This is a genomic window from Hymenobacter wooponensis, assembly GCF_004745865.1.
GTDB classification, from domain to species: Bacteria; Bacteroidota; Bacteroidia; order Cytophagales; family Hymenobacteraceae; genus Hymenobacter; species Hymenobacter wooponensis.
The window spans coordinates 118,576-132,207 of record NZ_SRKZ01000008.1 but is presented as its reverse complement, the minus strand read 5'-3'; the positions used below and the strand labels follow the sequence as shown (position 1 = coordinate 132,207).

The following is a 13,632-nucleotide window of genomic DNA, read 5'->3' as shown; positions in this document are numbered from 1 at the left end:
CTGACAACCCTATGGCAGTCGGCTACGGCCCGCCGAAAATTATTTCGCGGGCGGTAGGTTCAGGCTGGCGAGGTAGGCGGGCAGCGACAACGGCGCCGGGTTGGTGAAGGGTAGGGTCGTGACCGTGAGCTGCTGCACCCGCGACACCCGAAACTGCCGGTACCCCTGCCGCAGCTGGCACCAGCCCACCAGCTGCCAGGTAAAATTGTAAAACACCAACCCAATCGGCTCGACGCGGCGCTCAGTAGCGTGGCCTTCCTTGTCGCGGTACACCAGGTTCAGCACCTGGCGCCCGGCAATGGCCCGTTGCATGGGCGCCAAGCAGTGCGTGTCGTGCTCCTGGTACTCGGGCACGGCCAACTGCATAGCGTGGTCCAGCTGCGCCAGGCGGGCCTGGTCGGGCGGCCGCAGCACGGCGCGCACTTTCTGCAGGGCGGCGGCTACCAGGGGCTGGATGGAGCGGTCGGCCAGGGTAGCGGCCAAGGTTTCGAGCAGCAGCAGGGCGCTACTTTCCTCGGGGGTGAAGCTGACCGGCGGCAGAAAATACCCTGGCACCAGAAAGTAACCCCACCCCGCCTGGAAGCTCACGGGAATCCCCTGCTCGCCCAGCGCCCGGATGTCGCGGTACACCGTGCGCACACTAATGTCAAAGTGCTCCGCTAGGCGTTCGGCCGGCACGTAGCGCTGGGCTTGCAGCAGAGTAACCATGCCAAACAGGCGGTCGATGCGATTCATAAAGGAGCGGGTAACCGTCAAGCAAGCGCTAAAGGTAGGTGGAGATTTCCCCGATTTGTTTCACAACACCATTCTATGACTCTCACCATGAGGTTGCAGTACTTTGGAGGGACGAAACCTTCAATTTAAAAAGGTGATACGCCATTGCATTTTGTCTCCGGCAAACCTCTCTATTCGTCAAATACTTTGATAACGTGGTGCCTTCGGGAACCGCTCGCCGAGTTTGCGCCCGCTGATTCAGGACTAGCTCGTCGTGCAGCATCTCAGGTGTTCCGCTTCCAACTGAATAGAACGTTTACATCTAGGACCGGATGCTCTGCTACAACTAAAATTGGAGCGTTGGACTGCAACTCAATCAATAAGAGGCATCGGGTCGTACGTTGGATCGACTGATTTAAAGATTCCGATCAGGCAGCTCTGGCTCATCTGCCAGGTGCTTGTATTGTACAACGTACTAAAAAGCAGTGTTATAGGTTAGCCTGTTCGTAGGAACTACCCCCTTGGGGTAGTGGAATAGGCTTTCTTGTAGCGCCAGGGGAGAATTACGCGAATTGCAGTTAAACAACTGTACTACTATACTATCTACATGCCTACAAACCAGTCGACGGGCCGTCGCACGCTTACGGGAGCAGGATAGCGCTCCACGGAGCCCAGGCGCCGCACAATCCGCACGGGAGGCACTCAGCCGAAGTATTCTGCCAGCCCTTTAATACCGCGTTGTTCTTCCAGCAGCTGCAACATCGGGTGGACGGCTACATCGCGGGCTATATTGGTGGCGAACACGGGTTCGTGCCATTCCTCCGGTGAAAACAAGGCCAGGTCAATGCTCGCCGTTAAGCCGGCACTGGTGTCAATGCCGCCGTCCCGCACAAAGAGCGGGTCGGCCTGCGCCCGCACCTGGGGGTAGCGGGCCTGGAGTTCAGCCAGCCGCCGCCACTGGGTCGTGCATTTGTTCCGTCCAGCAGCCCGGCGTGCGCCAGCAGCAAGGCGCCCGTACACCCCGAGAACAGCCGCACCCCCGTTCGTGCTGTTCCCGCAGCCACGCAAAGAACAACGTCCCTTCTTGCCGAAATGCTTCCGAGCGCAGGTAGTCCATGGCCAGCCCGGGGAGGAAAATAATATCCCCGGAGACAAGGGTACTTCGGCAAATGGCACCCGGGGGCCACCCCCAACCCGGCCGCACTATGCACCACGGGCTGATAGGAGCAAAACGTCAGCTGGTAGGGCGGGCCGTACGTCGCGGCCGCGTAGAAAACTTGTACCGGACCGGTCAGGTCCAGCAGCTGCCCCGCGGGCGGCACGACAAACTAGAGATGGGGCCAAGGTTTCACGCAGGCAACGAGGAGAGGGGCAAAAGTACCGAATGGCATTCGCAACCATGGGTCGTTTACCGGACATTTTGGGCCACTTGCACGGGCGAAACCCAGGCTACTTCACCCGGCACTAGGTCCGTAATTCAACCTATAAGGCTACCCTACGCAGTTGTACCCTTGGTAACTACCTCGATGTAGATTCGTTGCCTACGGCCGCTGAGGAGCTCCTGACAACTTCTCCCTGGATAAGTATACTCTATAATCTAGGGAATACATCGTAACATCTTTGTCGAAACGCGATCACACCTGATGTTGCGTTCTTTTGCTATGTGGGCGGTTGGGCAGGTGTTCAGTCCACAACGGCGGCCAAGCCCTTGCCTATTTTCACGAAAGAGGTCTAGCTAACTATCGGGGCTGGCCACTAAGAGATATGCTCTATTGCGGCGAAAAGGGGCACATGGTAGGCCATTGCTAGCTATCTCGCTGCGAATCAGAATATTCCCTCCAAAAAGAAGGCTGCTGGTGTTCTGTTGCGCGGGGCCGTTGGCTCCTGGTGGAGCGCAGACGGAGCAGAATCCCGGGTATACTACGAGCCTGAAGGTCCTCGGGCCGAGAGCACTAGGCAAGAGCCGGTCGCTGGGAGAGAGCATGGAGGGGCAGCGGCCTCAGACTTCAGCTAACAAAGCACAAAGCCCCATCAGCCAGCGGCCGGTGGGGCTTTTCCGTACGCTAGCGCGAGTGCTTAGGCCAACACGGCCGTCTGGCCTTTCAGGATCTGGCGAGCTACGGCCAGGTTCGTGTCGCGCGAGTTCACGGCCAGGTAGATGAATTTGTCCCCGGTGGGTGACAGCTTAATCAGGTGCAGCTGGTCGGTGAGGGTGAGCAGGATGTCTTGTACCGTCTGGTTCAGGTTGAGCGCCTTGATGGCCTTCAGTTTCTGCTTTACGACCTCCGTGTTGTAGGCAGCGGCAGTGTCAATGTCGAAATCAGACAGGTTCGAGTGCGCGGCCAGCGGCATGCCGGTCTCGGTCTCTACGACGGCGACAGCCAACAGGGTGGGCAGCTCTTCCAGAATTTCTTTAACGGTTTGTTTGGGCGAAGCCATGGGAAATGATGAAAATGATGTAAAGGGGTAATTACTCTGATTTAAGCAGTATGGCGGCGCAACACGTCCCGGGCCATGCCCAGGTTGGCATCGGCAAAGCGTACGGCCACAAAGCAGTACCACTGGCCAGTAGGCAGGGGCCAGACGGTGTGAAACTGGTCTTCCAGCAGCACGGTAATATCGGTGAGAGGACCACCCGGTATCTGCTGCGCCGCCAGCGTTTTGGCTGTTAGCTGCAGCAGCTTGGCGTAGCGCAAACTGATTTGATTGGGGTTGAGGTGGGCCTCCCTAGTGTAAGAAGCCAACACCCGCCCGGATGACACTTCTACCACGCACGTGAGGAGCAGCTCCGGCATCTCGGCCAAGAGTTTTTCCAGCACTGTGCGGGCTTGTAGACCTGCCTCGTGGGGCGTGCCTACCGTAATTTGGCGGAGGCGGACTCTAGTGAGGAACGGAATAGTCATGTAATAGAAATAGCAGAAGTTTTGCCACTGGGCAAGCTACTTAAAACTGCCACCAATGGTGCTTTTTCGTTTTAGCAGTGGTACGAGGTAACAGCGTCATGTCGTACGATTTCTTGCCCGTCAGCAGAATCTCTTCCTCCTTATAGCCGGCGTACGCGTACTGCAGCTGCGTCGCCTGGTTGGCTGGAACCACAATGGCGTAGTTGCCATCACGGTCGGTTGATACGCCGCGGCGGTTGGCGCGGTCGAGTACGGTAGCGCCTACCAGTGGCTTGCCATCTTCATTCAGGATGCGGCCGCGCATGGTTACCACGCGTACGGCGGTCAGGTTAGCTGCGGCTGCTTCCGCCTCCGCCAGGGTAGCCTCCGCCGTCACGGGGAAGTTTTCGGTCGGCGTAGTGGGCGTGTTCGTGCCGGCAAACACGGCACCCCCAAGCAGGGCGCTACCGACGAGCAGCGCTGCCGCCCGCTGCCGGAACCGCTGCGGCTCGGTCCGAATCAGCTCGAACTGGCGCTGGACCCAGCCAACCGGGCGCACCTGCTGGCCCTGGTTCTTCAGCTCATAAAACCGACGCAGGATGGCATCGGCCTGTGCGCTGTTGGTGTTCATGTAGGCGTCGACCGCCTCCGAGTTCTCAATCGATAAATCACCGCGTAAATACGCGTCCCGATACGCCGGGAGTAAATCGCCCGTGGTCGGGTGAAATGGATTAGCACTTAGTTTCATGCTAGGAGGGGAACAAGGTGTGTGGTAAAAAGGTCGTCTAGGCAGCGGAAGAAGATCAAAGGTGGTATAGAGCAGGTAAAGGATTCGCCCTTGGGGTGTGAAAGTGCCTTTCTTGTCGATCAAGCGTCTCCTATAGCCTGCGAAGTGATATGGGAATACGCGGGCCTCGTTGGCGTGAGCCTGGAGGTAGCGGGCCAGGGGGCGCCGCGCGTACGCCCCGCCGCGTAGCCACGGCGGGAAGCCCACCTGAGATAAAGCCCTTGATGGGCCACCTGGAACTGAAGCAGGAAGCAAAGCGCTAGGGGCCTTAGCAGCGCCCTCCGGGCCCGGCAGCAGAGCCACAGATGTGGCATAACCCGGAAAAGGCTAGCGCTTGCGTGAGGCGCCCTTCCTCGGTAGTCCACATGGTGGCAGGGATTGCTCCGATGCTTTTTTGAAGGACGCTGCGAAAGCAACGCCGCGACCAGCCACAAGTGGCTGCAAAGTGCAAGGGGGCTCAGCGCGTAGGAAAAGGTAGGGTAGTAAAGTGGGTTGCTACTTGAGGTTACCCCCTACGGGCAGCCCGCTCGGCACGGAAGCCGGGATGGTGCGGGCATAGCTTTTTGCCGAGAGCGCCTGCAGGAAGGCCAGGATGGCCCCGGTATTCTGCACTCGCCCCGGCAGCTGGGGCCAGCTGACTCGTGGCCACGTGCGGGTTGAGCGACGTGCGCCGGTTGCGCCCCCCTGGTCGTAGAAGTTAAGCACGGCCTGCAGGGTGGCCAGCACACCGTTGTGCATGTAAGGGGCCGTCAGGGCCACGTTGCGCAGGCTGGGCGTGCGGAAGCCCTTGGTGTCGTTGATGCCGGGGTCGGCGGCCAGCTTGGGGCTATTGGGCAGCCCCAGCACGTGGGCCTGGTAATCGCTGAACATGGGGCCGCTGTGGCCGCGGGCGCAGCCCGCGGCCACAGCGGCGGTCAGGCCTTGCACTTGCTGGGCCGTCAGGGCGCTGGTATTGCCCTTCAGGTCGTCGTCGTACGGGGCATCAGCAGTAACCAGGGGGCGCTCGAAGCTGGTCAGCGCCTTGCCCATATTGGCTGTAATTGGATTCGACTCGGCAATGCCGCTTGAAACAAGGCGCCACCACCGTACCGAAGGCCACCGGGTAGCGGCTGCCGCGCATTTCCTCCAGGGTGGTGAGGGGGCAGCAGGGCCTGCGTTTCCAGCGACTGCGCCCGGTTATCTCAGAACATGGGGGCCGGGCTGGGGGTGTAGTTGGCGTCGCTGGTCATGCCGTTGTAGGCCGCGTTGAGCACGGTCGTGCAGGTACGCTGGGTAAAGGGAATAGCGTTGGGCGCGAGAAAACGGCGCGTGCTGGCCCGGCCCCGGCTGTTGACGCTGATGGACAGGTCCAACCCGTCGGCGTAGCCAGCGCTGAGGTGGTGGCAGGTAGCGCAGCTTACCTCCCGCGGACCCAAGAGGAAAGGCTCCGGCTGACAACGCCCGCGCCAGGGCTACTTTGGCCGCCCTGGCGCGGGCGTTGTCAGCCGGAGCCAACACGGCGGGCGGCAGCGCCGTTAAGCCATTGCTGGCCGGCGTGGCTTCTTGCTGCTGGCACGCCACAACCAGGAGCCACGCCGCTGAGCAGCAGCGAGAATCGGGAAAGCCCCGAACGATTCAGACGACCAGCAGACGAAAACATAGAGTAGGAGGGGAGCGATAGAAAACGGTTGAGAAGCTGGTTGGCGGCTGCAAGGGCTCAAGCGGCGTGGGTCGAGCAGGTTTCTTGCCGGCAGGGCGTAAGGAAGCCGGCAAAATCAATCTCGGGGCGCAGCGGTACCTCTACCCGGTAGGCCAGGATCGGGTCTGACGTCGTTTTTATATTCACTAGCACTTGACAGCACCTAAGCTATGATGCTGTCGCGGTGCCGGGTGGTAAGCTTCCCCATAAATCGCGTTCAGGCAAATCGATACCCCGGTTTGACTTTCAGGATAAACGCGCGATGATATAACGTTAGACAAAGCTTGCCCTGAAACTGGACGGCGATTCGCCGGTTTTGGTCATAAAAAGTCGACTGAAATAGGCCGGGTCATCGTACCCAAGCGTGTAGGCAATTTCTTTTGCGGTGAGGGAAGTATGAGCCAGCAGCCGCTTTGCTTCCAGCATAATCCGGTTCTTGATCACCTCATTGGGCTGCGGCAACCGCAAGCGGTTGAATTTGTGGGTGATGGTTTTCGGGGCCATGCACAGTAAATCGGCGTAATCAGCGACGGTGTGTTTGACCTTGTAATGCTCTTCGACGAGCCGGGTGAACTTGCGAAAAAAATCCAGCTCGGTTTGTTGATCCGTTACTTCAGTGGTCAAGTGTTGTCTTTTCCACGAGCGCGTCGCGCGGATAAGTAATTGTTTGAGGTAGGTGCGGACCATCTCTTCCAATGAGTGGTCATTTAGGTTGAACTCCTCGAGCATTTCTTGGAATAGCCCGCTCAGGAAAGCGTTTTCAACCTCCGAAAGCTCCACTTTGGGCATATTCCGGCTGTTGTTAAACAGTAACCCATCACACGCAACTTCCTGGTCATGGATCTGGATGCAGTAAAAATCGCGGTTGTAGAAAATGAAGTACCCGCGTTCCTGGCCAGTTGCTTGCAGTTCCAGATATTGATTCGGGCTGACAAAAAATAAGGTTGGTTGCTGCGTGTCGTAGCAGGTAAAATCCACTTTAATCTTGTAGCCAGCCGGCAGATACAGGATCTTGATGTATTCCTTATAGGCTGGTCCGTTGATGGCGTGGGTTTGCGCCTGACTAACCAGCAGCAGGCCCAACGTCTTTAAACTGTTGTTGAAAACGGTTGTGCTCATGGCGAGGTACGCTAGCGAATAGCAGGGATTTTTCTGTTTCGACTCCGCTTTCCCGGTGAAGCGATGGTTCGCTGCACTGGGAAAGCGGTTACTTAATCTCTGGCGAATTTTTCCAGCTCCGCGTTGAACTTATCCATTTCTTCCAGGAAGAACCCGTGCCCACCTTTCTCAAACTTGACGATGTAAGACCCTTTGATGGCTTTGTTGAGTTGTTCGGCCTGGGCGAAGGCACATAATTTGTCGTTTACTCCGTGGAATATGGCGACAGGCATGTTGATTTTTGACAACGCAGAACGAAGGTCCAGCTCACGCAACGCGCTAATAGCCTGGGTAGTAGCGTAAGGGGAGGCATTCAGGTTAATGCTTTCCAGCCATTTGATCGATGCTGGCGAAAGGCTGCCCTCCTGACCTTCAAAGGCCTTTCCAAAACCTGCCACCAGTTGCTCCCGGTTCGTTTTAGTTTGCTTAATCAGCTCAGCGGCGCCCTGGTCGGTGATGCCGTACGGGTAGCCTTCGCGCTGTTTCCAGGAGGGGCCGGTTGCGCCGAATAGGGCTAATTTCTTGATATGGGCCCCATTATATTTAGTCACAAAGTGTAAGGTTACCGCGCTGCCCATGGAAAATCCACCCAGCGTGGCCTGCTCGATTTTAAGTTTTTCCAACACGACCTTGATGTCATCGGAGAACGTATCGAAATCGTATTTTCCGTAGGGCCGGTCTGATTTCCCGAACCCGCGGAGGGAAATGCCAATGACCCGGAACCCTTTTTCAACCAGGTACTGGTATTGATATTCGTACATCTCATTGTTCAGCGGCCATCCGTGGATCAGTACCACAGGCTGGCCTTGGCCAAGGTCGATGACGTGAAGTTTTACATTTTTTTCTACCTCAATGTATTCTTCTCTTCCCCAGGCGGCCGGCTTGCGGCTTTGGGCAAAAAGGAGTTGGCTTTGGACAAAAGTGAACAGGAAGACGATGGTCAAGGCAATTGTTTTCATCTGGGTAGTACCGTTGGTTTGGTGAGGTAACCTGCTAACCGTTAGCAAATTGTCGTTGTATTTCGACCTTGCAAAGGTGGCAGCTTTACTTCCCCAGAAGAATGGATAAAAGGCCGGGTGTCAGGTACATTTTTCCCGAAAGGTGAATTTACCGCTTGTAAAAAGGGGTAAGCTGCTGTAATCGCCGCTTTACCAGCACCTGTTTCATGGGTTCAAATCGGGCCAACTCTACTTCGTTTCTACTCACGACGATATAAAATGGCTGCTTCATTTTTGCGGTGAGGTGATAAATGGTCACGAGCTCGGCAATATCCTCCGACCAGGCCGCCATGGCATACAAAGAAGGAAACGGCGTCTTCGCCAGCCGTGCATACACTTCCGGCGCCCGCCGGATTGGTAGCGGGTTTCCACTCCGAAAACGGGTTTTGTCTAGTAAAGAATCAACGTATGACTCAGTGGGCCTATTCATCGAGCGCCAGATATCTTGGGTAAACGGGGTCGGCGGCACTACGGCGTTTGCCTGAGCAGGATGCGGGGTAAGATTACGCACCGCATCCACCACGTGGGTTGCCTCGTGCAGCAGCACATACACGATGGCGTCCATAGTGCCCCCTTCCACGCGCACGCTATAGCCGGAGTCCGCCTCCGGCCGGAAACACGTATTTTCTTTCCAGGTCGCCCATTGAGAAATGTTCTCGTTCAGTAAGCTGGCACGAAAAGTAATGTTGAACATTTGCGTTGCGCCGCCCGTGTCCACCGCAGAAGTTAATGCCGTGTTCGGCATGTTATCCATGAAGCTGATGCTTTGCAAATGGTGTTTCAAAATGCGTTGATGCAGGGGGGGCAGCTGGGCAAATGCTTTCGTGACTTTTTCTTTTTCAGCGGGGGTCAAGGTATGGTTGACCGGTTGCATGCCCGCCTCGCGGAAGCTTTTGATAACACTTTCGGGGGCAATCTGTATCCGTTGCGCAGGATCGTTTTGACGGAAGGAGTTCGGCTGTTGCGCAACTGTAGAAGCCGAAAAAAACAGCCCTGCCATAGCCGACATTGCCCATTTAAACTGCAATCCTCTGATCATACAGGTTTTCAATTAGAGCTATATAAGGCTTCGCCGGAAAGCTTGGTGAAAATAACAGGCAAAGCATTCCGGCGAAGTTGAATATTAAACCAGCAAGCTTAGCGCTTGCGCACGCTTAGCGAACAGCGCACTCCGTCTTAGAGACCACCGTATCCTGACAAGCTTTGTCCAGGATCTGCTCCATTTCCAAGAGTAAGCCCGGGATAGGCGTATCGCTCGTGTTGGTCAGGCAAAGCGACCCGTTGGTCGTCAAAGCCCCAATCGTCTGCTCCATTCCTTTGCCCGAGCGGACCATGGGGCCATACAACGCTTCCAGTTTCAAGGGGCCGAAATCAGTTTTATACTTTACCCTAACCAGGTTGGTCACCATGATATGATGGTTGAATGCCTGTTTAAGTGCGTCCAGCATTTGCTCTATATCATTGTGACCGAAGACAATGCTGCGGAAAAACGATAGATAGCCGGTCGTGTATTCAACGGAGCTGGTTCCACCCAGCCCCGCCTTCGCAAGTCTGGCCAAATCCCAGAAAGACAAGTACGGCTGGTGTTCGAAAAACACGGATTGGGTGGTGATATTCAGGCCGAAGTTATCGTCCAAGTGAAGGGCCCCTCTGGTGCAAACAGGCGAAACTACCTCCATCCTGGTCTGGTCCCATTGCGGACGCATTTTCCTGGTAGCCATCAATACGGCCGCGCAAAGGGCGCCGTGGACGCTGGTATTTTCTTGTCGGGCGCGTTCGAGAAGGTGGCGGGTAGTGCTGGCAGGAAAGCGGTGCGAGGAAACCAAGGGGTTGACCACCTCTGGCTTCATTTTCAGGTCAAGCACTTGCTCGGCCGTCTGGGCCGGCAGATCTTGCGGCAGATCAAGGGTTTGGTCGTTGGAAACTTGCGGTTCCAGTACTTCCAGCTCTTTTCCGGTGACGGCGAGCAGGATGTCCCGCGTCAAATAGCTCAGGGACGTTCCATCAGCCACCGTGTGGTTTGCGGTCAGGATCAGGACGGTGCTGTCTGCTTTTTGCAGCAGAACAACTCGTAAAAGCGGGCCTTCAGTTGTGTTAAACCGGACGGAAAGCTCTTTTTCGACCTCCCATTCCCACCGGTAATCTTGCTCCACCTGCACCACGCGGAGCGGAATGGGCAGGTTCTCCACGTGCTGTAAGGCAGGTCGCGCCAATTCATCGAGCGTAACCCTAACCGAGAGATTGGGGTGGCGTTGCTGGACCAGGTCAATGGCTTTCCTCCACTGTTCAACGGGCTGGGTTCCCGAGATGTGGGCGGCCAGGCAAAAATCCTTGGAATCAATTTGGTCCAGCAGCCAAAACGTTTTTTCGAATGCCCCTAAAGTGCGGTTCTGTTGTCTTTTCATTTTGCATTGGTTTAGATGAGGGAGAGCAACCGGGAAATTCCTGCGCTAACCTGATGCAAAATTGGCCGCCTGAGAGGGGGTAGAGAATGGACAAAAGTCGAAGGGGCATGCACATTTGGGCATCCGTATAATCCACGTCAAGATCATTTTGACGGCCTATACTCTAGTCAAGATAGCTGACCGTTGTGTGCTTGGTCCGCAGGTTCACCAAGGATGAGCTGCAACTGGTCCTGAGTCAAGCCAATTTGGTCAGCCAATCGCTGCTGCAGGACCGATTCGGACGTACTGCTGAAGGCTGCTTTGAATAGGCCCAGGCTGGCCTCGTCTTTGGGCAGAAACGAGGCGGCGTTGCGGCGGGCATTGCCCTGAAATTTTTCAATTATTGGCTGCATGATGGCATCGTACTGCTGGCAGGCCAACGCCATATCATCTGGCGATTGGCCAATGAAATGGGCCAAGGCTTTGGCCCCGTAGATGGACAAGGAGGCGCCCATACCCGACAGCGCCGTTGGGCAATACCCCGCATCCCCTAGTAAGACCAGGCCGTTGTCCACCAGGCTTGGCGCCCGGACCATCCCCATTTTATCGGCGTAAAACTGTTCACTTGGCAGGAATTCTGCCAGCAAGTGTTGCACGTCGGCCCGGTAGCCATTTGCCTTTTCCTGCAGCAGGCGCCGCGAAATGGAGCGGTAATCGCTCCCCTCCTCCCTGCCGCGGACGTAGCATTGAATAGCCACCTCTTCCCGGCTGATGGGGTAAATAGACAGCATGGAGTCCACGGCAATGATCGTGGTGAAGGAGCCCACTGGGTAGGAATGAGTTTTTTTTATTCTGCCGCCTACATAGAAGACGTTAAAATCCTCCAGGTAGCTGTTTGCAAAGTAGGTGCCTCTGGTTGCGGAACGTAACCCTTCGGCAACGATGAGCAAGTCGGCGTCAAGCACCTCGTGGCTGGAAAGGGTAACCCGTACCCGTGGACCTTCGCGCTGCACCTGTTCGATGGTGGTGCCAAATACCAGGTTGACCTGCTCCTTAACGGAATCGTACAGCACCTGGTGAAGTCCTCCCCGGGTGAGTAGAATGGAGGGGACCGTGTTGTTAGCTAGCTCCTGGTAGCTATTGTGGCTAATCAGGCTTCCTGCTGCATCCACAAAGTCCATAAATTCAGCCGGTATCGAGGCCTCCCGGAGCACTGGCGCGAGCCCGAGCTGCTCTAGGATGGTGACCCCAAAGCTTTTCAAGGAAAGCAGGAAGCCAGCCTGGGTAAATTCGGGTGCCCGGTCGACGACCGTTACGTCATGGCCCATACGCAGTAGCAGCTGGGCGGCGGTTAAACCGGCTATCCCGCCGCCTGAAATGATGATGTGCTTTTTCATGGTTGTCGTGTTGAGTAGGGGAAGTGATTTCAACACGACAAATTTATTTGCAGTTTTACGGGTAAAATAGTTGTTAAACTACCAATAATAGTCCTAAAATGACGTCTGCTCCCAAAGAGCAATTGCTGCAACTGGCGGCTAAACTGGGGGTGCCCATGACGGAACATGCTGGCGAAGTAGTGCCCCTGCACCTGCACCACCTCAAAATAGTCGACTTGCTGCCGCAACTGCTGGTTATGGTCCGTTCCCTGGTGGCGCAGGAAACCATCTCTTTTCAGCGCAAGCCCATCACGGCGGTAGGGCCGGGCTTATTGATTTCCTTTCAAAACGCGTTCGACGACGGGCACGAGGGAACTGCACAGTTGAGACAGGAGCCGCCCCATGTGCGCGTCATGCCTCTGCATCTGGCGAGTGAAGTCAGCTTTCCGAAACATACGCACAGCAAGCAGGTCACCCTCCTCATCGAAACCACCTATTTACAGGAGTTACTGGGTAGTGAACGGCACAAATTTGCGTATCTGTTTGACGCGGCGCGCACCTTCTGGATTGAAGAATTCCAGTCGCCAGCCATCAGTTCGCTGGTCGATGAATTGGTCAATGCCACGGGTCAGGTGAGTCTGCCAGACTTTTACTACCGCCTGAAATCTGTGGCTCTTCTTTATCATTTGTTTGATAACCTGTCGCGGCGAGTGGCAAGCACGCCAAAGCAACTGAGCGCCCCCGAGATAGAAGCCATTTACCGGGTCCGAAACGCCATGGCTGCCTCCCTAACGGAGCCATTACCGGTTGAGGGATTACTCAAAGTAAGCGGGATGAATGAGCTGAAGCTGCGCAAGCTGTTCACGCAAGTGTTCGGCAAGGGCCTGTATGACTACTATCAACATCTTCGGATGCAGGAAGCGGCGCGGCTGCTGAAAGAAGAGCGGTTATCCGTATCCGAAACGGGCTACCGGCTTGGATTCAGCAATTTGAGTCATTTCGGAAGGCTGTTCGAAGCACATGTTGGCATGAAACCTAAAAAATGGAGCAGTCTACCGTAGCAATTTGAAGTGGTCTACCGAGGTTGGGAGAGGTGAGGTGGTCTAAGCGAGACAGACAGAAGAAGGACGTATAGTTCTTCAGGTAGGAGGCTTTTTAAGATGCAGTACGTGTGGCCCCAACCAGTTGCTTTCTAGGGGGCTGGTAATGTACAGGGTGAGGTATACCACTTTCTTCGCTATTTGAAACGGTGGCCTACATCATCCACAGAAATCCCAGCATCAGCAACAGAAAGTATCCTGCGCGGGCCTAGCGTACCACCAGCAGAAGCCCAGCAGCGCGCTCCTGCCGCCCCGTCTGGTACGCCATCCTACCCATTACGACGGGGGCCACGCACCCCACGTACCCGAACAGCAGCGACTGCAAGGCGGACCACCTCCCCCGTGGGATAAGTCCAGAAGCAGCCACAGCGCGGCGTACGTCAGGTTGAGGATCAGCAGCGAGCTAATTGGGAGGAAGCCGAACAAGAAGACGTAAATGACAAGAGGATCCGCCGCGTCAGGTAGCAACAACGGCCGCCAGGTCACGCGCCACGTCGCTCCGGAAGGACCTCACGAAGGTAATCTACCCCTCCTTTTCCTGTACAATCTTACTGG

Annotated in this window: 14 protein-coding genes; 1 reads left to right on the top strand and 13 read right to left on the bottom strand. The window is 56.1% G+C overall.

All coding sequences use genetic code 11. From position 1 onward, the window contains the following. Positions 1-39: 39 nt before the first annotated feature. From EU557_RS22990 to EU557_RS22935, 13 genes are all read right to left on the bottom strand, one after another. Complete coding sequence (locus tag EU557_RS22990) at positions 40-735, bottom strand: helix-turn-helix transcriptional regulator (RefSeq protein ID WP_135532830.1); 696 nt, start codon at positions 733-735, stop codon at positions 40-42. Positions 736-1,416: 681 nt separating this feature from the next. Beyond that, positions 1,417-1,734 carry a type 1 glutamine amidotransferase family protein gene (locus EU557_RS22985; protein WP_135532829.1) on the bottom strand — a complete coding sequence of 106 codons (318 nt, stop codon included), beginning with the start codon at positions 1,732-1,734 and terminating at the stop codon, positions 1,417-1,419. 1,056 nt (positions 1,735-2,790) lie between these two features. Continuing rightward, positions 2,791-3,153 (bottom strand): hypothetical protein, encoded by a 363-nt coding sequence (locus tag EU557_RS22980; RefSeq protein WP_135529692.1) that lies wholly within the window; start codon positions 3,151-3,153, stop codon positions 2,791-2,793. 41 nt (positions 3,154-3,194) lie between these two features. After that, complete coding sequence (locus tag EU557_RS22975) at positions 3,195-3,617, bottom strand: hypothetical protein (RefSeq protein WP_135532828.1); 423 nt, start codon at positions 3,615-3,617, stop codon at positions 3,195-3,197. A 40-nt stretch (positions 3,618-3,657) separates the two neighbouring features. Next, positions 3,658-4,344, bottom strand: a complete 687-nt coding sequence (locus EU557_RS22970; RefSeq protein WP_135532827.1) for a carboxypeptidase-like regulatory domain-containing protein — start codon at positions 4,342-4,344, stop codon at positions 3,658-3,660. Positions 4,345-4,878: 534 nt separating this feature from the next. After that, on the bottom strand, positions 4,879-5,412 hold the full coding sequence (locus tag EU557_RS22965) for a cytochrome-c peroxidase (protein WP_135532826.1): 534 nt from the start codon (positions 5,410-5,412) through the stop codon (positions 4,879-4,881). 152 nt (positions 5,413-5,564) lie between these two features. After that, positions 5,565-5,798 (bottom strand): cytochrome c peroxidase, encoded by a 234-nt coding sequence (locus EU557_RS22960; protein WP_135532825.1) that lies wholly within the window; start codon positions 5,796-5,798, stop codon positions 5,565-5,567. Between the two features lie 65 nt (positions 5,799-5,863). Continuing rightward, positions 5,864-6,022 (bottom strand): hypothetical protein, encoded by a 159-nt coding sequence (locus tag EU557_RS25590; protein WP_167855320.1) that lies wholly within the window; start codon positions 6,020-6,022, stop codon positions 5,864-5,866. Positions 6,023-6,334: 312 nt separating this feature from the next. Further along, on the bottom strand, positions 6,335-7,180 hold the full coding sequence (locus tag EU557_RS22955; protein ID WP_135532824.1) for a helix-turn-helix domain-containing protein: 846 nt from the start codon (positions 7,178-7,180) through the stop codon (positions 6,335-6,337). A gap of 92 nt (positions 7,181-7,272) precedes the next feature. After that, positions 7,273-8,178 (bottom strand): alpha/beta fold hydrolase, encoded by a 906-nt coding sequence (locus tag EU557_RS22950; RefSeq protein WP_135532823.1) that lies wholly within the window; start codon positions 8,176-8,178, stop codon positions 7,273-7,275. 148 nt (positions 8,179-8,326) lie between these two features. Next, positions 8,327-9,256, bottom strand: a complete 930-nt coding sequence (locus EU557_RS22945; RefSeq protein ID WP_167855319.1) for a hypothetical protein — start codon at positions 9,254-9,256, stop codon at positions 8,327-8,329. A 115-nt stretch (positions 9,257-9,371) separates the two neighbouring features. Further along, complete coding sequence (locus EU557_RS22940; protein ID WP_135532822.1) at positions 9,372-10,622, bottom strand: phthiocerol/phthiodiolone dimycocerosyl transferase family protein; 1,251 nt, start codon at positions 10,620-10,622, stop codon at positions 9,372-9,374. Positions 10,623-10,789: 167 nt separating this feature from the next. Beyond that, entirely contained in the window at positions 10,790-11,998 is a 1,209-nt protein-coding gene (locus tag EU557_RS22935) for an FAD-dependent oxidoreductase (RefSeq protein ID WP_135532821.1), read from the bottom strand. A 98-nt stretch (positions 11,999-12,096) separates the two neighbouring features. On the opposite strand from EU557_RS22935, the gene EU557_RS22930 reads away from it, so the two are divergent. Further along, a complete protein-coding gene (locus EU557_RS22930) occupies positions 12,097-13,038 on the top strand; it encodes a helix-turn-helix transcriptional regulator (protein ID WP_135532820.1) in 942 nt (313 codons plus the stop codon). The last annotated feature ends 594 nt before the right edge of the window (positions 13,039-13,632 follow it).

Excerpts from the sequence above, each read along its gene's own strand:
- EU557_RS22990 (WP_135532830.1), bottom strand. The coding sequence starts at position 735 with ATGAATCGCATCGACCGCCTGTTTGGCATGGTTACTCTGCTGCAAGCC.
- EU557_RS22980 (WP_135529692.1), bottom strand. The coding sequence starts at position 3,153 with ATGGCTTCGCCCAAACAAACCGTTAAAGAAATTCTGGAAGAGCTGCCC.
- EU557_RS22975 (WP_135532828.1), bottom strand. The coding sequence starts at position 3,617 with ATGACTATTCCGTTCCTCACTAGAGTCCGCCTCCGCCAAATTACGGTA.
- EU557_RS22970 (WP_135532827.1), bottom strand. The coding sequence starts at position 4,344 with ATGAAACTAAGTGCTAATCCATTTCACCCGACCACGGGCGATTTACTC.
- EU557_RS22965 (WP_135532826.1), bottom strand. The coding sequence starts at position 5,412 with ATGGGCAAGGCGCTGACCAGCTTCGAGCGCCCCCTGGTTACTGCTGAT.
- EU557_RS25590 (WP_167855320.1), bottom strand. The coding sequence starts at position 6,022 with ATGTTTTCGTCTGCTGGTCGTCTGAATCGTTCGGGGCTTTCCCGATTC.
- EU557_RS22955 (WP_135532824.1), bottom strand. The coding sequence starts at position 7,180 with ATGAGCACAACCGTTTTCAACAACAGTTTAAAGACGTTGGGCCTGCTG.
- EU557_RS22950 (WP_135532823.1), bottom strand. The coding sequence starts at position 8,178 with ATGAAAACAATTGCCTTGACCATCGTCTTCCTGTTCACTTTTGTCCAA.
- EU557_RS22945 (WP_167855319.1), bottom strand. The coding sequence starts at position 9,256 with ATGATCAGAGGATTGCAGTTTAAATGGGCAATGTCGGCTATGGCAGGG.
- EU557_RS22940 (WP_135532822.1), bottom strand. The coding sequence starts at position 10,622 with ATGAAAAGACAACAGAACCGCACTTTAGGGGCATTCGAAAAAACGTTT.
- EU557_RS22935 (WP_135532821.1), bottom strand. The coding sequence starts at position 11,998 with ATGAAAAAGCACATCATCATTTCAGGCGGCGGGATAGCCGGTTTAACC.
- EU557_RS22930 (WP_135532820.1), top strand. The coding sequence starts at position 12,097 with ATGACGTCTGCTCCCAAAGAGCAATTGCTGCAACTGGCGGCTAAACTG.